The sequence below is a fragment of the Aerococcus urinaehominis genome, assembly GCF_001543245.1.
In the GTDB taxonomy this organism is placed as follows: domain Bacteria; phylum Bacillota; class Bacilli; order Lactobacillales; family Aerococcaceae; genus Aerococcus; species Aerococcus urinaehominis.
This window is the reverse complement of sequence record NZ_CP014163.1, coordinates 1046211-1064996: the sequence shown is the minus strand read 5'-3', so window position 1 is coordinate 1064996 and position 18786 is coordinate 1046211. Positions and strand designations below refer to the sequence as shown.

Below are 18786 nucleotides of genomic sequence, written 5' to 3'. Positions count from 1 at the left end.
TTTTAAATGCTCATCTTTTTCAAAAATCAATCTAGTTTGCTATACCCTAAGGCTTAAAGCAATCAATAATATAAACGGCATCGCCCCTAAAACATTTAAATGTTTTCCTCTTCTGTACTATTATCGGCAACTGCTTTTTTTAACATCTTAATAAACTTTTGACCTAAATCACTCAATTTGCGATAGCGCACCTGAATATAACCAATCTCATTAGTGGTGGGACTATCTGAAATCGGAATCGTCCGCATATGCTGGTTAAATAGCGATGTTAAAATACCTGTTCCCGCTAGATAAGCCTGAGTATTTTCTAAAACATTAATAGCTACAGCCCGGTCACTAACCGTGATCATGGTGCTCTCTGATTCTTCAAGCTCGACTGCTTCTTCAGTAAATTGGGTTGAAGAACCGGTATCTTGTTCAAAACGTAAAATTGGATAAGCTTCTAAATCTGCTAAACTTACACTTTTCCGGTCTGCTAAAGGATGATGGTTGCCAACAAATATGTGGGGAGCGAAGGTGCCCAAGGGTTCAAAAGTCATCTCATAACGACCTAAATATTGATTAATGACGCGACGGTTAAAGTCATTCATATAAATGACTCCTAACTCGCTATAGGCATTCCGAACATCCTGTAGTACTTGATTAGTAGATGTTTCTAAGAGGCGAAAATGTGCCGTGCTTTCACTAGCTTCATTAATTAGCTGGCTAAAGGCTTCTGAAACAAAATCATAGTGCTGAGCAGAGATAGAGAAAAGGCGCTTACTGCCTTCCTCTGAATAGCGCGCTTCTAAAACATCTACCTGAGAAAGAATATCGCGGGCGTAAGAGAGGAACTCACTACCTTCTTTAGTAATAAAGATGCCTCGCTTGCTACGCTCAAAAATTTGAATTTCGAACTCTTCCTCCAATTCCTTAATAGAGGTAGATAAACTGGACTGAGCCATATATAACCGCCGTGCTGCTTCTCTAAACGAGCCACTTTCTGCTGCCACCACAGCATATTTTAATTGTTGTAAATTCATATTAGCTATGCCCCCCCTGTTAAGCTAATTGGTCAAAGGCCTGGGCTAAATCAGCCACTAGGTCGTCAGTATGTTCAATTCCTGTTGAAATTCTTAAGATATGATCAGTGAGTCCATATGCCTCACGTAAATCCTGCGGGATATCAGCATGCGTTTGGGTCTTTGGATAAGTAATCAAGCTCTCAACACCACCCAAGCTCTCAGCGAAGGAAAAAATCTTTAGATTAGCTAGGAACGGCTCAATTTTACTTAAATCCTTAAGTTCAAAAGAAACCATACCCGAATGACCGGCATAATATACCTGACCCACTTGATCTTGACCTTTTAGATAATCAACAATTGCTCTAGCATTTTGTTCATGTTGCTTAAGGCGCAAGGACAGCGTCTTCATCCCCCTAATAACTAACCAACAGTCAAACGGTGCAAGTGTAGCACCTGTAGTATTTAATTGAAAAGTTAAATCTTCAGCAATTTTTTCGCCCCGACAAGCTACTAGGCCCGCTAAGACATCGTTATGGCCAGATAAATATTTAGTCGCTGAATGGATAACAACATCTGCGCCTAAAGCTAAGGGTTGCTGGCGCAAGGGGGTATAGAAGGTATTATCTACCACCACGATAATTCCATGCTCATGAGCTTTTTGAGCAATTTTTTCAATATCAAAGGTAACCATCATTGGATTAGTTGGTGTCTCAATAAATACCATGGCAACATCATCTGTTAAACGCTCTAACAAGTCAGCCTCCGTTAAGCAATAAGTAAACTGGTAGGCCCCAGCCTGCTGGCGCGCATGGAAATAACGATAAGAGCCGCCATATAAGTCTTGAAGCGTTACGACCTGGTCCCCCGCCTGAAGTAAACCCTCAATGACTAGTTGAATAGCTGCCATACCAGAAGAACAGGCAAATCCCGCATCCCCTGCTTCTATTTCAGCAATTCCTGTCTGTAAAATATCTCGCGTTGGATTAGCAGTCCGAATATAGTCATAGCCTGTTGATTGAGCTAATCCTGGGTGGCGATAAGCCGTAGATAAATAAAGCGGGGCTGATACAGCTCCTGTTTCTTCATCACTACGGTTTCCTAATTGCGCTAAAATTGTCTCTATATGTTTAGCCATTTTTCCAGCATCCTCTCGACATTATTAGTAATATCATCCTACCACTAATTTTAAATCAACTGCTTTTGATTATTATATCTAATATGTTCGTCTTAAACGAACAGCTCATGAGCCTTATATTTAATATTGCGTGAATAAAAGACTATAATGAGTGGGATGACAATGACTAATAAGGAGGATATCTATGAATTGGTTTATTAACCTTAATCCAATTTGGCAAGCCAGTCTAGCCGGCGTATTTACCTGGGCCTGTACCGCAGCCGGTGCCAGCTTGGTCTATTTTTTCAACACTATCAATAAAAAATTATTAGCAATTATGAATGGTTTCGCAGCTGGTGTCATGATTGCAGCTTCTTTCTGGTCACTCTTAGCGCCGGCTATCTCTTATGCTGAGGCCAATGGTTATGGGCGCCTAGCCTTTCTACCGGCAGCATTAGGTTTTATGGGCGGTGGCATCTTCCTTAGATTACTAGATAAAGTAATTCCTCACCTACATCTTGACCAGAGTCGTTCTCAAGCTGAAGGTATGCCCAGTAAATTGCCCTCTACTACTTTGCTATTTCTAGCCATTACGATTCACAATATTCCCGAGGGCTTAGCTGTCGGCGTTGCTTTTGGGGCTGCTGGTCTTGGTATAGAAGAGGCTAGTCTATCGGCAGCCCTAGCTCTAGCATTGGGAATAGGGCTACAAAACTTCCCGGAAGGAGCTGCGCTTTCCATGCCTATTAGGGCTCACGGCGCTAGCCAGTCACGCGCCTTAATTTGGGACAATTATCTGCCTTGGTTGAAGTTTTCGGCGCTTTTTTAGGCGCCCTATTGGTCAGCCAGGTTACGGCTATTCTACCCTATGCGCTAGCTTTTGCAGCTGGTGCTATGATTTTTGTTTGTGTAGAAGAGCTGATTCCAGAATCTCAAGCAGACGACCATAAGGATACGGCAACAATGGCTCTTTTAATTGGGTTTACGCTTATGATGATTCTAGACGTTGCCCTAGGCTAATTTAAACTAACGATAAAATAAGCGTGGCCAATAGGTAACTTCTATTGGCCACGCTTATTTTATTTACTTAAGCTGTAACTTATTTAACAATCAAGACGTTAATATGGGCATGCCGTACAACATACTCTGATACCGAACCCATCATCAAGCGCTCGATATTACCTTTACCAGTTGAACCCATAACAATTAAATCCACGTTAGCTTCGTTAGCATAATCTACGACACTATAACGGGGATCTCCTTTCATAGCAACTGCTTCAATCTTAACCTGACTATCCTTAACCTCATCATAGTAAGTTTTTAGCATATCTTTACTATCCTGTTCAACTTGTTCATACAAGCGGACCGGAGAATCTAGGTTGCCATAACGTGCTAGGTCATCTATCGCCGTAAATAAAATTAATTCTGCCTGGTTACGTTCTGCAATTTGTACTGCTTGTAACAAAGCCTCATGTGCTTGGTCAGATCCATCTACAGGCACTAAAATTTTACGATATTTCTCAACCATGATAAGCCCTCCTCTTATGGTCTCTTTTTACACCTAAAGTATACCACAAAATGATTGCGCTTACAACGCGTGAGAATTAGTTGTCTACATTAATATGTCCATATTTCTCAGGCTCTTCCTGGAACTTTCTAACAACATATGGGCAAAGCGCCTTTATTTTCTTACCCTGCTTATCCATATCCTCAACCATATAGTCTAATAATTGACCAGCTACCCCTTGACCACGTAAACTATCGTCCACATACGTATGGTCAGCAATGACAAAATTATCATTAGCGGGAGAAAAAGTAATTTCCCCTAATTTTTCACCGTCAACCAAATAGGCATAGCCCCGATCCATTGCTTTAATTTCACTTGCCATAGTGATTCCTCCTTCTTTCTCATACTATTAATTTATCACAATTAGAGCTGTTTACCGAATAAAACGGTTTCTTTAAAAAAGACTAAAACTTGTATCTGGTCGAGTCTATCAGATGACATTCATTTTTATTAGCGTTATACTGGACTAGTAAGTTATTTTGTGAACGATGATGGAGGTTTAATTTTATGAAAATTGGTATTCCAACAGAAATCAAAAACAATGAAAAACGGGTGGCCATGACCCCAGTAGGCGCTGCCTTACTAACCGGTGCTGGCCATGAGGTTTTCATTCAAAAGGGTGCCGGTGAAGGTTCTAACTTCACAGATGAAGAATATGTAAAATCAGGCGCTCAGATTGTGGATACCGCAGAAGAAGCTTGGGCCCAAGAAATGGTTATGAAAGTAAAGGAACCCCAAAAAGAAGAATTTCAATATTTCCGTGATGGCCAAATTCTCTTTACTTACCTACACCTTGCACCTGAAGAAGAATTAACCCAAGCATTAATGGATGCTGGTGTAACAGCGGTAGGTTATGAAACAATGACTCAAGATGGTGCCCTGCCTTTACTAAAACCAATGTCTGAAGTAGCCGGTCGTATGGCTGTACAAATTGGTGCCCACTTCCTTGAACAACAACAAGGTGGTAAAGGCGTCCTACTCGGTGCCGTACCAGGTGTGCAACGCGGTCGTGTTGTCATCATCGGTGGTGGGGTTTCTGGTACTAATGCTGCTGATATGGCCATTGGTCTTGGTGCGTCAGTGACTATCCTTGATGTCAACCCAACCCGTCTAGGTGAATTGGTTGATCAATTTGGTCAACGCGTCCAAACCCTAATTTCTAACTCAATTAACATCGAAAATCAAATTAAAAATGCTGACTTGGTTATTGGTTCAGTTCTAATCCCAGGTGCTAAGGCGCCAACCCTAGTGACTGAAGACATGCTTAAGAAAATGCAACCAGGCTCAGTTATTGTTGATATTGCCATTGACCAAGGTGGTATCTTTGAACACCAAAGTCCTATCGGATCTTTAGATAATCCAACCTTTATTGAACATGATATTGTTCATTACGCGGTTCCAAATATGCCAGGGGCTGTTCCTCGGACTTCGACAATGGCTTTAACTAATGTATCAGCCAACTATGCCCTAGAAATTGCTAATAAGGGTATCGAGGCTGCAGCTAAAGAAAACGATGTGATTAAGACAGGTATTAATGTTTACAAAGGTCAAGTCACTATCGAACCAGTTGCTCAAGCCCAAGGTCTTGAATACACACCAGTTGATGATTTACTAGCCTAATGTTAGCTAATTGACAGCTCAGCACTATCCGGTGCTGGCTGTCTTTTTTTTATCGTCTATGCTATGATATGGAATAAAATGAGGTGAGTATATGAAAATTACCGAGCAAATACCTGATTATTATCTAGTCGACAATTTGACCGGCCAACGTGGCCAAGCTAGCAAATTAGCCTTTCCTGAGAACCTAGAGGATGTTATAGATTTCCTAGCTCAAGCTAGACAAGCTCAATGCGGTCTAATTACTATCGGCGCACAAACAGGTGTGACAGCAGCTACCTATCCCCATCTAGGTGAATTTTTAATGGATATGAGTCATATGAATCAGATTATAGACTATGATACTCAAACATTGACACTTACTGTTGAAGCAGGCACCCCATTAACCAAAATCTACGACTTCTTAGCCGACAAACCCTACTTCTATGCGCCTGATCCAGGGGCTAAAAATGCTACCATTGGCGGTAACGCTGCTACCAATGCTGGCGGAATGGCTGCTATTAAATATGGGGTTACTAGGGATAATATCCGTGGCCTTGAAGTTGTTTTAGCTAATGGTAGCGTCTTACAAGTAGGTGGTTTAAATATTAAAAATGCTTCTGGCTATGACCTTAAAGATCTTTTTATTGGCTCAGAAGGTACACTAGGGATTATCACTAAATTACAATTAAAGCTTAGACCACGGCCTAAATTCAAGCAAAGTCAATTAATTGGTTTCAATAGATTAGAAGATTTAGCGCCTGTAATATACGAAATACTCGCTTCTAATGTCCAACCCTCAGCCCTAGAGTTTTTCTCCAAATCAGGCTTATCTCATGCTGAAAAGTACTTAGGATCACAGTTAGTAGATATCAATGGAGAGCAATTACTTTTAATCACCGTAGATGGTAATCAACAGGAAGCTATTCAAGCTGACAACCAAACTATCTATCAACTTGCGCTCGACCATGGTGCTATTGATTCTAAAATTCTAGACAAGCAAGAAGCCGAGCAAACGTGGCGACTACGCGACAATATGATGGCAGCAATTATTGCTAAAGATATTGTTGAAGGACTAGATGTGGTAGTTCCAATAAATAAAATCACCGAAACCATTTTAAAGCTCGAGCAATTAGCAACTAAAAAGGGGATATCAAATATTTTCTTTGGCCATGCGGGCGATGGCAACATTCATGCTAGTTTTATGAAAGGTAATTTAAGTGATCAAGAATGGCAAGAACGTTTAGATGACTTCTTAGATGAACTCTATGCAGAAGTAAAATCAGTTGGTGGCCTTCCTTCAGCTGAACATGGCATTGGTTTAGCTAAAAAACATCATCTTAGCGAAACATTCCCTTCTGATTATATGCAAGCCCTAAGACAAGTAAAAAAAGCTTTTGATCCCGATAATATCTTAAATCCTAATAAAGTAATTGATATTTAATGAAAAAATCCAGTTGAGTTAAACCAACTGGATTTTTTATTAGTATATAAGCCACTATCAACTTCTATTATGAACAAAAAAACGGCTCTTTGTCAAATAGTGTTGGTAGTATTAAAGATCGAAGTTTTGACTTCGGTCTTTTTTATTTTTCTAGTCATAGGCTAGAGTCTCTAGAGAATTGTTCATCTGCTCAACAGCCACGGCACCGGTGTAATTTTGTGTGTCAACTTAATTATAAAGAATTCACTAGCTTTTTGTGATTCTAAATATAAAAAAGGTGTCAGTGAGTTTTTACTCACCAACACCAAAAAATATAGAACCAAAAAAACTAGGAGCAAGTCCTAGTCTGCATGGCATATATTATTTAAGCTACTGACGGGATTTGAACCCGTGACCTCCGCCTTACCAAGGCGACGCTCTACCGACTGAGCTACAGCAGCAACATAAAATAAAAAAAACTCCGCAAGTAGGACTCGAACCTACGACATCTTGATTAACAGTCAAGCGCTACTACCAACTGAGCTATTGCGGAATAAAAAAATTGCACGGCGACGTCCTAGTCTCACAGGGGGCAACCCCCAACTACATTCGGCGCTAAGAAGCTTAACTTCTGTGTTCGGGATGGGAACAGGTGTGACCTTCTTGCCATCATCACCGCACAATTTTATCTTTATGAGCTTTGTTCGCTCAAAACTGAATCTGTAAGCTAAACCCTCATACAACTAACACTTTGGATAAGTCCTCGACCGATTAGTACTAGTCCGCTCCATACATCACTGCACTTCCACTTCTAGCCTATCTACCTGATCTTCTCTCAGGGGTCTTACTATCTTATAGATATGGGAAATCTCATCTTGAGGGGGGCTTCGCGCTTAGATGCTTTCAGCGCTTATCCCGTCCACACATAGCTACCCAGCTCTGCTCCTGGTGGAACAACTGGTACACCAGCGGTGTGTCCATCCCGGTCCTCTCGTACTAAGGACAGCTCCTCTCAAATTTCCAACGCCCGCGACGGATAGGGACCGAACTGTCTCACGACGTTCTGAACCCAGCTCGCGTACCGCTTTAATGGGCGAACAGCCCAACCCTTGGGACCGACTTCAGCCCCAGGATGCGATGAGCCGACATCGAGGTGCCAAACCTCCCCGTCGATGTGAACTCTTGGGGGAGATAAGCCTGTTATCCCCAGGGTAGCTTTTATCCGTTGAGCGATGGCCCTTCCATGCGGAACCACCGGATCACTAAGCCCGACTTTCGTCCCTGCTCGACTTGTAGGTCTCGCAGTCAAGCTCCCTTCTGCCTTTGCACTCTGCGAATGATTTCCAACCATTCTGAGGGAACCTTTGGGCGCCTCCGTTACATTTTAGGAGGCGACCGCCCCAGTCAAACTGCCCGACTGACACTGTCTCCCGACCGGATCACGGCCGTGGGTTAGAGTGGTCATATCACAAGGGTAGTATCCCACCAGTGCCTCCACCGAAACTAGCGTCCCGGTTTCTACGGCTCCTACCTATCCTGTACATGTCACACAAACACTCAATATCAACCTGCAGTAAAGCTCCATGGGGTCTTTCCGTCCTGTCGCGGGTAACCAGCATCTTCACTGGTACTACAATTTCACCGAGTCTCTCGTTGAGACAGTGCCCAAATCGTTACGCCTTTCGTGCGGGTCAGAACTTACCTGACAAGGAATTTCGCTACCTTAGGACCGTTATAGTTACGGCCGCCGTTTACTGGGGCTTCAATTCAATGCTTCGCATACGCTAACACGTCCTCTTAACCTTCCAGCACCGGGCAGGCGTCAGCCTCTATACGTCATCTTTCGATTTTGCAGAGACCTGTGTTTTTGATAAACAGTCGCTTGGGCCTATTCACTGCGGCTGACCTTGCGGTCAGCACCCCTTCTCCCGAAGTTACGGGGTCATTTTGCCGAGTTCCTTAACGAGAGTTCGCTCGCTCACCTTAGTATACTCTACTCAACTACCTGTGTCGGTTTGCGGTACGGGTTGTCTGATTCTAACTAGAAACTTTTCTCGACAGTGTGATGTCAGTAGCTTCGGTACTTAACTTCCCTCGCCATCACAGCTTGTCCTTAACACGAAGCATTTGACTCTGTGTCAGACTTACTGCTTGGACGCGTTTTTCCATCTCCGCGCTCTACTTAACCTCCTGTGTCCTTCCATTGCTCAAACAAATCAGACAAGTACAGGAATGTCAACCTGTTGGCCATCGCCTACGCTTGTCAGCCTCGGCTTAGGTCCCGACTAACCCTGGGAGGACGAGCCTTCCCCAGGAAACCTTAGTTATTCGGTGGACGGGATTCTCACCCGTCTTTCGCTACTCATACCGGCATTCTCACTTCTATGCGCTCCACGACTCCTCACGGTACCGCTTCAATGCCCATAGAACGCTCTCCTACCATCCTTACGGATCCACAGCTTCGGTGTTCAGTTTAGCCCCGGTAAATTTTCGGCGCAGGGTCACTCGACTAGTGAGCTATTACGCACTCTTTAAATGATGGCTGCTTCTAAGCCAACATCCTAGTTGTCTAAGCAACCCCACATCCTTTTCCACTTAACTGAAACTTTGGGACCTTAGCTGGTGGTCTGGGCTGTTTCCCTTTCGACTACGGATCTTATCACTCGCAGTCTGACTCCCGGATTAAACTATTTGGCATTCGGAGTTTATCAGATTTCGGTAACCCTGGATGGGCCCCTAGATCAAACAGTGCTCTACCTCCAATAGTCATCATCCGAGGCTAGCCCTAAAGCTATTTCGGAGAGAACCAGCTATCTCCAAGTTCGATTGGAATTTCTCCGCTACCCTCACCTCATCCCCGCCTTTTTCAACAGACGTGGGTTCGGTCCTCCAGTGCGTTTTACCGCACCTTCAACCTGGACAAGGGTAGGTCACCTGGTTTCGGGTCTACGACAACATACTCAACGCCCTATTCAGACTCGCTTTCGCTATGGCTCCGTTTCTTCCACTTAACCTTGCATGCTATCGTAACTCGCCGGTCCGTTCTACAAAAAGTACGCCATCACCCATTAACGGGCTCTGACTGCTTGTAAGCGCACGGTTTCAGGTACTATTTCACTCCCCTCCCGGGGTGCTTTTCACCTTTCCCTCACGGTACTGGTTCACTATCGGTCACTAGGGAGTATTTAGGCTTGGGAGATGGTCCTCCCGGATTCCGACGGAATTCCACGTGTTCCGCCGTACTCAGGATACTGCTAGGCCAACGCAACCTTTCGTCTACAGGATTTTCACCTTCTTTGATTAACCATTCCAGGTTATTCGACTAAGTCTTGTCATACCACATTGCAGTCCTACAACCCCAAGATGCAAGCATCTTGGTTTGGCCTCTTTCCGTTTCGCTCGCCGCTACTTGGGAAATCGATGTTTCTTTCTCTTCCTACAGGTACTAAGATGTTTCAGTTCCCTGCGTCTACCTCAGTTTTACTATGTATTGATAAAACTGTAACTACCTATCAAAGTAGCTGGGTTCCCCCATTCGGAAATCTCCGGATCAAAGCTTACTTACAGCTCCCCGAAGCATATCGGTGTTCGTCCCGTCCTTCATCGGCTCCTAGTGCCAAGGCATCCACCGTGCGCCCTTATTCACTTAACCACCGGTTAAGTTGTATGATTCGCGATTGAGTGTTCACTCTTTCGGTTTTTACTCTTGGTAAAATTGTTGAATCTCATTATCTCCTGGTAGAAATAATGATTTTCATGGTTTATTACTTACAGTATTCAGTTTTCAAAGAACAAAGTGCAAGTTTCCTTGCAATGGAGAATAGCGGGATCGAACCGCTGACCTCCTGCGTGCAAAGCAGGCGCTCTCCCAGCTGAGCTAATCCCCCATAGGTATTAAATTATACCATATTGCTAAATAAATAGCAATGGGCCTGAGTGGACTCGAACCACCGACCTCACCCTTATCAGGGGTGCGCTCTAACCAGCTGAGCTACAGGCCCGGTACTTGTCCGTGAATATTCAATTCAGATAGACCTCTCAAAACTAAACAAATAGACAAATGTGCATTCCGTAATATCCTTAGAAAGGAGGTGATCCAGCCGCACCTTCCGATACGGCTACCTTGTTACGACTTCACCCCAATTATCTGTCCCACCTTCGGCGGCTGGCTCCAAAAGGTTACCTCACCGACTTCGGGTGTTACAAACTCTCGTGGTGTGACGGGCGGTGTGTACAAGACCCGGGAACGTATTCACCGTGGCGTGCTGATCCACGATTACTAGCGATTCCGGCTTCATGTAGTCGAGTTGCAGACTACAATCCGAACTGAGAATGGCTTTAAGAGATTTGCTTACCCTCGCGAGTTTGCGGCTCGTTGTACCATCCATTGTAGCACGTGTGTAGCCCAAGTCATAAGGGGCATGATGATTTGACGTCATCCCCACCTTCCTCCGGTTTGTCACCGGCAGTCTCGCTAGAGTGCCCAACTGAATGCTGGCAACTAACGATAAGGGTTGCGCTCGTTGCGGGACTTAACCCAACATCTCACGACACGAGCTGACGACAACCATGCACCACCTGTCACTCTGTCCCCGAAGGGAAAGCCCTATCTCTAGGGTGGTCAGAGGATGTCAAGACTTGGTAAGGTTCTTCGCGTTGCTTCGAATTAAACCACATGCTCCACCGCTTGTGCGGGTCCCCGTCAATTCCTTTGAGTTTCAGCCTTGCGGCCGTACTCCCCAGGCGGAGTGCTTATTGCGTTAACTGCGGCACTGAAGGGTGGAAACCCTCCAACACCTAGCACTCATCGTTTACGGCGTGGACTACCAGGGTATCTAATCCTGTTTGCTCCCCACGCTTTCGAGCCTCAGTGTCAGTTACAGACCAGAAAGTCGCCTTCGCCACTGGTGTTCCTCCATATATCTACGCATTCCACCGCTACACATGGAATTCCACTTTCCTCTTCTGCACTCAAGTTCCCCAGTTTCCAATGACCTTCCACGGTTAAGCCGTGGGCTTTCACATCAGACTTAAGAAACCACCTGCGCTCCCTTTACGCCCAATAAATCCGGACAACGCTTGCCACCTACGTATTACCGCGGCTGCTGGCACGTAGTTAGCCGTGGCTTTCTGGTGAGCTACCGTCAAGGTTGTAGTAGTTAATTACAACTTGTTCTTCACTCACAACAGAGTTTTACGATCCGAAAACCATCTTCACTCACGCGGCGTTGCTCCGTCAGACTTGCGTCCATTGCGGAAGATTCCCTACTGCTGCCTCCCGTAGGAGTTTGGGCCGTGTCTCAGTCCCAATGTGGCCGATCACCCTCTCAGGTCGGCTATGCATCATCGTCTTGGTAGGCCGTTACCCCACCAACTAACTAATGCACCGCAAGGTCATCGATAAGTGACAGCAGAGCCGTCTTTCCAATCCCTGTCATGCGACATGGATTACTATGCGGTATTAGCACCCGTTTCCGGATGTTATCCCCCGCTTATCGGTAGATTCCTTACGTGTTACTCACCCGTTCGCCGCTAACGTCAGGAGTGCAAGCACTCCGTCAGTTCGCTCGACTTGCATGTATTAGGCACGCCGCCAGCGTTCGTCCTGAGCCAGGATCAAACTCTCGTTAAAAGTTTGAGCTACGCTCATTGCTGACGTCTTTATAGTCTTCGTCCAGACTATCATTTGAATTGTTGGTTCATCAACCGAAGTTGATGCCCTACACATTTGGTTCGTCTATTTGTTCAGTTTTCAAAGGTCTATCGCTGTCCGCTCGGGACAACTACTTAAATATATCACGTACTTGATTTGTTGTCAAGAACTTTTTTGAAATATTTTTTGTCGTAAACTTTCGTTTCGCGACAACTTCTAAATATTATCATGGTCTCGATAAACTGTCAAGAACTTTTTGAAATATTTTTTTGTTCCTGCCCCAGGAGATAATTCCTGCTTGGCTTATAAATCGAACAAAGAGTATATTATCAAATTATATACTACAATGCAAGTCTTTTTTATAAAAAAGGTGTCGATGATTCAATAATCACCAACACCTCAAATTAATAATCTCTTATTGCCACTCATTATCGATAAAATCCTGCCGTCCTGATAATGAACGGTAACGATTATAATGGTCAGGATTTTTTTTATAAAACTGTTGATGATAGTCCTCTGCCGGATAAAAGCTGGAAGCTGGTGTGATATTTGTGACAATGGGCTGGTTAAAACGGCCACTTGCTGCCAAGGCTTCTTTAGAAGCTTGAGCTGCTGTCTGCTGATCTAAGCTGGTGTAGAAAATTTCAGGTCGGTATGAAGAGCCCCGATCAGCAAACTGACCCATAGCGTCTGTTGGATCAGTTTGTTGCCAGTATATATCAAGTAATTCCTCATAAGTAATTTGATCATTATCAAAGGTAATTTCAACTGCTTCAGTGTGACCAGTTTCACCACTACAAACTTCTTGATATGTTGGATTTTCAGTATGGCCGCCTGTATACCCTGAAACGACATTTAAAATTCCGGGAGTTTCTTCAAAGGGTTTAACCATGCACCAAAAACAACCCCCAGCAAATATTGCAACTTCTTTTGACATTATTATCACCTTCCAATTATCTGATGCTCTTGTAAAAAACTACGCAACCAATCTTGCCAAGATCCAAACATTTCACTCATAAGCCGTGCGATTTGTACCACAAATGATACCCGAGGAACATTCTCAGCCGGCACTAGGTAATTAATTATTCCTGGTTGATCTTCAATATTTTGATAAAAGTCATTGCTTAGCAAGCTGGTATTAACAGGTTTTTCTTGGTCTAAAGGCGCATTAACTACTATATTGCCGTTAATATCATACTGCCATGTCTGACTAAAATGCAATTGATTTGATTGGCTCGGATTATAGTTATTGGGGAAGAAGGCCCCTGCATTATTTTTATACTCAAGGTCAACTGTTTTAATACGCCCATCATGAACGCGAACATCGCTTTCTGGTACTACTAACTCACCCTCAATTTGTAAGGTCTGCCAGGTCAGTTTATTTTGCAGGCTATCAAGAATATTAGCAGTTTGAATAAAGCGCTGATCATTATCCTTAGCACCCAAGCAAGTCAAAATAATCTTTCGCCCACCTATTTCAGATTGGATAACGATGCTACTACCACTAAAATCCTCTGTGCCAGTTTTAATACCATACACATCCGGACGCTCATAGCGTAGGCCGGGCAGAAATAAATTAGAGTTGCCCACTGGGAAAGATTGTTCTTCGTTCATTTGAAAATCGACATAGACCTGCTGACTGCGCGCCAAAACATCGGGGTAGCGGTGAATAAGTTCTCTAGTAAGATAAGTCAAATCTCGCGCTGATAAAGCATTCTCATCTTCATTTTCAAATGGCGAAACACTACCATCTTCAGTGATTAAGTGGTCCCCACTTAATCCCGAAGCTGTATAAATGGCATAATCATCAATCCCTAGCTCCGCTAATTTAGGTTTCATATAATTTTCGATAAAGGCTGGTTCGCTGCCAGCAATATAGCTAGCCAATGCGGTAGTAGCAGCATTAGCTGAACCAACAATTACCATATCGATTAGCTGGGAAACCGTATAGAAATCATCTCTTTCCTCCAACGGTACATTTGAGAGGTCTTCACCAACAGATAAAGCAGATAATGCTGGACTAATCGGAATTTTGGTGTCCATACTCATTCGACCAGCAGCTATTTGATCATAAACAATAAATAAAGATAATAGCTTAGTTAAGGAGGCAATCCCATATTTAGTATGACCGTCCAGGTCTATTAAAACTTGACCTGTTTCTTCATCAATTGCATAAGCAGCGTTGATATCAAGGTTTTGGTCCTTCTTAACAGTCTGGCTAAAAGTCGCCAAATCATCTTTTTTATCTCCTGCCGCCTGAACTGGATTAGGTATTAAGCTGGCTAGAAACATTATACTACAAGCTAAACCGATGACTTGTCTTTTAATCATGACATTCCTCCTCATCCTTAAACGCATAGTGGTTAGGTATCTTAAATATAAATCGGGTGGATTGGGCGTCTGAGGCCACACTAATTTGACCATGATGAAGCTCAACGATACTTTGTGCTATTGCCAACCCCAGACCACTACCCTCTGTTCCTGGTGACCTAGCAATGTTTCCCCGGTAAAAACGTTGGAAGATATTTTCCAACTGGTCGCCAGGAATAATCAGACCATCATTTTCAACCATAAATTGCGTTTCCTGGTTATTTTGTCGGGCCCACAAGCGGATATAGTGGCCATCGCGACCATATTTAATAGCGTTAGTCACTAAATTATTGAAAACCCTAGCTAATTTTTCAGAATCAATTTCAATTGAAAATGAATCAGGCTGGTAATCAACGATAATCTGCCGGCCAACAGCCTGGGCCTCCATTTCAAATTCAACCGCAATTTGATCCATTAAACGGGGAACAACTACTGTTTGGATATCTAATTTAAGATTAACTTGCCTAACCTTTGTGTATTCAAACAAATCTTCTACCATATGCTGCAATTGTAAGGATTTTTTAAAGGCAATACTGACATATTTTTCTAATTCCGCTTGACTCTTATACTGTCCTTCATTTAAAAGACCCAAGTAGCCAATTATTGAGGTAAGTGGGGTTCGGATGTCATGACTCATATTAGTAATTAATTCATCTTTCGTCTGCTCAACCCGACGCTCTTCTGCCATAGCCCGAGTAGTTGACTCAACCAATCGGTTAATACTTTCTACAATAGGCCGCATATCAGCGGAATGCTGGGTCGAAATCCGGTGGTCATAGTGTCCCTGAGCAATATAATGGAGCTCATCCAAAATGTATGTTAATTGAATTGCTTGACGACGCTTCAGAATTCGATTAACCACCATGGCAAGAGACAAAATAATGTAAATAACACTAGCACCGACAAAAAAATAATCCTGGTTAGAAAGAAAGAAAACGCCAATATCAGGATAATTTACTAATAGGTAAGGCAGGTAAACATCATAAACAGAAATTGCCACAAACATTAGGCCGAAATAAATGATGACCAGCCCGGATAGAGTCCCCATAGCCTCTAGAAAAAGTTCTAAGTCAATTCTACTTTTTTTCTTGTTTTTTCTAGACACCGCAACACACCTCATCCTCAATAACCATACTAGCTAGGACACCCACTATTTGCTAGGCGCTGAAATTTTATAGCCAACTCCCCAGACCGTTGAAATAACCTTGTCGCCACCGGTAGCCGCTTCTAACTTGTCGCGTAAATGGCTAACATGGACCATAACAGTTTTAGCTGAAACAACTGACTCTTGCTGCCATACCCGCTCAAAAATTTCATCAGCTGAGAAAACTGTATTAGGGTGGCTAGCTAATAAGTATAAAATGCCAAATTCTAAAGCTGTTAATTGAATTTCGACACCTTCAATAGTTTTTACTTCATGAGAATTTTTTTCAATTATTAGTGGCCCAACTTCAATCAAGTCTGAATTGACATCAGTCTCCATATTGGCTCGACGTAACAAAGATTTTACTCTAGCCATTACCTCTAGCGGATTAAAAGGCTTGGTAACATAGTCATCTGCGCCAGTGGTCAAACCAGTAATCTTATCCATGTCAGTGGATTTAGCTGATAAAAGAATAATCGGCGTTGCGACGTCACGGCTTCGTAATTCCTTAACAACCGTTACACCATCCTTACCTGGCATCATAATATCTAAAATAATCAAATTAATATCTGGATGTTCGACGATTTTTTTCAGGGCTTCTTCACCATCAAAGGCTTGAACAACTTCATAACCTTCATTACTGGCATAGATTGTTAGTAATTCAACAATTTCCTTGTCGTCATCAACAACTAAAATTTTCATGATAATACCCCTTTCGCTTTTATATATTTTAGCAAAACATAGCTTATAAATTGTATAGATTCACTTTATAGATACTTAAGAAATCACTAAGTTTGCTAACCTATAATATCTTCTATTGTAACCAAAAAAGCTCCTAGTTAAAACTAGAAGCCCTAATAAAATTAGAAAATTGATGACTTGATATTATACTCTTTCTTAAACCACCAGCGCCCCACAAAAGATAAGGCAGCAATCGCGATATATACGAAGGCTGGTAGCTGAATATTTAAAGTTGACGGAATTAGAACTGCCGAACCAGTAATAAATATAATCCAAACAATTAGGGTGACTACCGCAACTCCTATATAACGCCCCAAGCCTTGTTGCCCTTTAGGCTTGCTGGTGTCAGGTTGAAACTTAGTTAAAACAGCAATCGCTAGACCGCCAAAAATAAAGTTTAAAATTAAGGTTACTAGGCCGGTTGCCTGATCAGCGTTGTTGCCAGAATTCAATAACATGGTTATCCCAGAAACAGCTGCAAATAGCCCCCCGATAAATAAACCGCCTTCTAACCAATAGTGCCAGAAGGGATTATTACCTTGGTAAGCTGGTTGCTCCCGGCTACCCTGAACAACTGTTTGAGCATATAGGCTAGGTTGACCATATAATTGTTGGGCCGTCCGTCCTTCTTTTTGTCCAGCCACTAAGTCCTCTAGCATCGTTAATTCTAGTAACTGACCGTCCCCCTTATAGGCCTGAGTATCAAAATAACGATTAAATTGATGCATAAAATCAGCGTTACGTTTGGTTAGTTGAGGGTAAAGTTCTTTTATTTTAGCCTGGCGGGCCTGAGTTTCAGCCTGGCCATTTACTTGTTGTTCTTCAGTCATTATTTCACCTACACGTTAAATCTAAATAACATAATATCGCCGTCTTGCACAAGATAATCCTTGCCTTCTGAGCGATAACGACCGTGCTCCTTGCAAGCTTGCATCGACCCATAAGTCATCAAGTCTTCATAAGATACGGTCTCAGCTCGGATAAAGCCACGCTCGAAATCAGAGTGAATAACGCCAGCTGCTTGAGGTGCCTTCATCCCCTTTTTAAAGGTCCAGGCACGTACTTCCTGTTCACCAGCTGTAAAGTAAGTAGCTAAGCCTAATAGCGTATAAGCTTTTTGGATCAAGACATCCAAACCTGATTGGTCCAAACCAAGATCTTCTAAAAACATAGCTCGCTCCTCATCATCAAGAGTGGCCAAATCTTCCTCAATTTTGGCCGATACGATGACAACTTCGGCCCCTTCTTGGTCAGCAATTTCCCGTACCTGGTCGACATATTCATTACCATCACCGGCGGCTTCTGATTCCTCTACGTTAGCAACATAAAGCACTGGCTTCATGGTTAGAAGGAAAAGTTGCTTAGCAACAGCTGTTTCTTCCTCATTAAGATCAGCCAGGCGGGCAGGCTTAGAATCTTCCAAGCAGGCTTTTATTTTCCCTAAAACCTCAGCCTCTACAACTGCGTCGTGATCTTTTGACTTAGCCATTTTCACAGCTTTTTCATAGCGCTTAGATACTGACTCCAGGTCGGCTAAAATCAATTCTAAGTTGATGGTTTCAATATCATCCTTAGGATCTATACCCCCAGATACGTGGGTGATATTTTCATCAGCAAAGCAACGGACAACATGGCAAATAGCATCCACTTCCCGAATATTAGCTAAAAATTTATTACCTAGGCCCTCACCCTTGCTTGCCCCCTTTACGATACCAGCAATATCAGTAAACTCAAAAGTTGTTGGTACAGTCTTTTTAGGGTTTACTTTTTCTGTAATATCATCCAGACGCTGATCAGGTACTTCAACTACCCCAACATTAGGATCGATAGTGGCAAAGGGATAATTGGCTGCCTCAACTGAGGATTTAGTAATTGCATTAAATAAAGTTGACTTACCAACATTAGGTAGGCCCACAATTCCAGCTGTTAAAGCCATTCATTTTCACTCTTTTCTTAATTTATTCTGTCTCTGCTTGAGCAGGTTGACTAACTTTCTTCATTTTTTTCTCGAACTCACGGCGGGGCATCATCACTGGCTGGCCACACCCCTGGCATTTAATTCGGATATCAGCTCCCATCCGAATAATTTTCCAAGCGTTCTCACCGCAAGGATGGGGCTTTTTCATTTCCACAATATCAGCTAATCCATATTCTTTACTTACCATATATGACAC

General features: G+C 43.0%; 13 protein-coding genes, 4 tRNA genes, 3 rRNA genes and 1 pseudogene. 3 read left to right on the top strand and 18 right to left on the bottom strand.

What is annotated here, in order from left to right; genetic code table 11:
- Positions 1-95 precede the first annotated feature (95 nt).
- Both AWM75_RS04840 and AWM75_RS04835 read right to left on the bottom strand, forming a co-directional pair.
- The gene (locus AWM75_RS04840) at positions 96-1022 is read right to left on the bottom strand and encodes a LysR family transcriptional regulator (protein WP_067978935.1); all 927 of its coding nucleotides are present in this window, start codon (positions 1020-1022) and stop codon (positions 96-98) included.
- Positions 1023-1041: 19 nt separating this feature from the next.
- Complete coding sequence (locus tag AWM75_RS04835; RefSeq protein WP_067978930.1) at positions 1042-2139, bottom strand: aminotransferase class I/II-fold pyridoxal phosphate-dependent enzyme; 1098 nt, start codon at positions 2137-2139, stop codon at positions 1042-1044.
- Between the two features lie 184 nt (positions 2140-2323).
- On the opposite strand from AWM75_RS04835, the pseudogene AWM75_RS04830 reads away from it, so the two are divergent.
- Positions 2324-3138 (top strand): annotated as a pseudogene (locus AWM75_RS04830) (ZIP family metal transporter).
- Positions 3139-3217: 79 nt separating this feature from the next.
- Here the strand turns inward: AWM75_RS04830 and AWM75_RS04825 are convergent.
- Together AWM75_RS04825 and AWM75_RS04820 are read right to left on the bottom strand one after the other, a co-directional pair.
- The gene (locus AWM75_RS04825; protein WP_067978919.1) at positions 3218-3646 is read right to left on the bottom strand and encodes a universal stress protein; all 429 of its coding nucleotides are present in this window, start codon (positions 3644-3646) and stop codon (positions 3218-3220) included.
- Between the two features lie 76 nt (positions 3647-3722).
- Complete coding sequence (locus AWM75_RS04820) at positions 3723-4007, bottom strand: GNAT family N-acetyltransferase (RefSeq protein ID WP_067978916.1); 285 nt, start codon at positions 4005-4007, stop codon at positions 3723-3725.
- Positions 4008-4192: 185 nt separating this feature from the next.
- On the opposite strand from AWM75_RS04820, the gene ald reads away from it, so the two are divergent.
- Both ald and AWM75_RS04810 read left to right on the top strand, forming a co-directional pair.
- Positions 4193-5305, top strand: coding sequence for an alanine dehydrogenase (ald, locus tag AWM75_RS04815; protein WP_067978912.1), 1113 nt, complete (start codon positions 4193-4195; stop codon positions 5303-5305).
- 91 nt (positions 5306-5396) lie between these two features.
- Entirely contained in the window at positions 5397-6725 is a 1329-nt protein-coding gene (locus AWM75_RS04810) for an FAD-binding oxidoreductase (RefSeq protein ID WP_074572575.1), read from the top strand.
- A 367-nt stretch (positions 6726-7092) separates the two neighbouring features.
- Here AWM75_RS04810 and AWM75_RS04805 read toward each other — a convergent pair.
- The 14 genes from AWM75_RS04805 to AWM75_RS04740 form a co-directional block, all read right to left on the bottom strand.
- Positions 7093-7165, bottom strand: a tRNA-Thr gene (locus AWM75_RS04805).
- An 18-nt stretch (positions 7166-7183) separates the two neighbouring features.
- Positions 7184-7257: transfer RNA gene (locus AWM75_RS04800), tRNA-Asn, on the bottom strand.
- An 11-nt stretch (positions 7258-7268) separates the two neighbouring features.
- Positions 7269-7384 (bottom strand): 5S ribosomal RNA (rrf, locus tag AWM75_RS04795).
- A 71-nt stretch (positions 7385-7455) separates the two neighbouring features.
- Positions 7456-10356, bottom strand: a 23S ribosomal RNA gene (locus tag AWM75_RS04790).
- 162 nt (positions 10357-10518) lie between these two features.
- Positions 10519-10591, bottom strand: a tRNA-Ala gene (locus AWM75_RS04785).
- Positions 10592-10631: 40 nt separating this feature from the next.
- Positions 10632-10705 (bottom strand) — tRNA-Ile (locus tag AWM75_RS04780).
- 83 nt (positions 10706-10788) lie between these two features.
- Positions 10789-12336, bottom strand: a 16S ribosomal RNA gene (locus AWM75_RS04775).
- The 16S, 23S and 5S rRNA genes sit together here with 4 tRNA genes alongside, the layout of an rRNA operon.
- 436 nt (positions 12337-12772) lie before the next feature.
- Positions 12773-13294: a peptide-methionine (S)-S-oxide reductase MsrA gene (gene msrA, locus AWM75_RS04770; RefSeq protein ID WP_067978909.1), complete on the bottom strand. Its 522-nt coding sequence runs from the start codon at positions 13292-13294 to the stop codon at positions 12773-12775.
- Between the two features lie 5 nt (positions 13295-13299).
- Positions 13300-14688, bottom strand: coding sequence for a D-alanyl-D-alanine carboxypeptidase family protein (locus AWM75_RS04765; RefSeq protein WP_067978906.1), 1389 nt, complete (start codon positions 14686-14688; stop codon positions 13300-13302).
- On the bottom strand, positions 14681-15832 hold the full coding sequence (locus AWM75_RS04760; RefSeq protein WP_234946637.1) for a sensor histidine kinase: 1152 nt from the start codon (positions 15830-15832) through the stop codon (positions 14681-14683). The genes AWM75_RS04765 and AWM75_RS04760 overlap by 8 nt, the downstream gene beginning before the upstream one ends.
- 45 nt (positions 15833-15877) lie before the next feature.
- A complete protein-coding gene (croR, locus tag AWM75_RS04755) occupies positions 15878-16573 on the bottom strand; it encodes a response regulator transcription factor CroR (protein WP_067978898.1) in 696 nt (231 codons plus the stop codon).
- 161 nt (positions 16574-16734) lie between these two features.
- The gene (locus AWM75_RS04750; RefSeq protein ID WP_067978897.1) at positions 16735-17442 is read right to left on the bottom strand and encodes a DUF1129 domain-containing protein; all 708 of its coding nucleotides are present in this window, start codon (positions 17440-17442) and stop codon (positions 16735-16737) included.
- Positions 17443-17450: 8 nt separating this feature from the next.
- On the bottom strand, positions 17451-18548 hold the full coding sequence (ychF, locus tag AWM75_RS04745; protein ID WP_067978895.1) for a redox-regulated ATPase YchF: 1098 nt from the start codon (positions 18546-18548) through the stop codon (positions 17451-17453).
- A 22-nt stretch (positions 18549-18570) separates the two neighbouring features.
- Positions 18571-18777, bottom strand: coding sequence for a DUF951 domain-containing protein (locus tag AWM75_RS04740; RefSeq protein ID WP_067978893.1), 207 nt, complete (start codon positions 18775-18777; stop codon positions 18571-18573).
- Positions 18778-18786 lie beyond the last annotated feature (9 nt).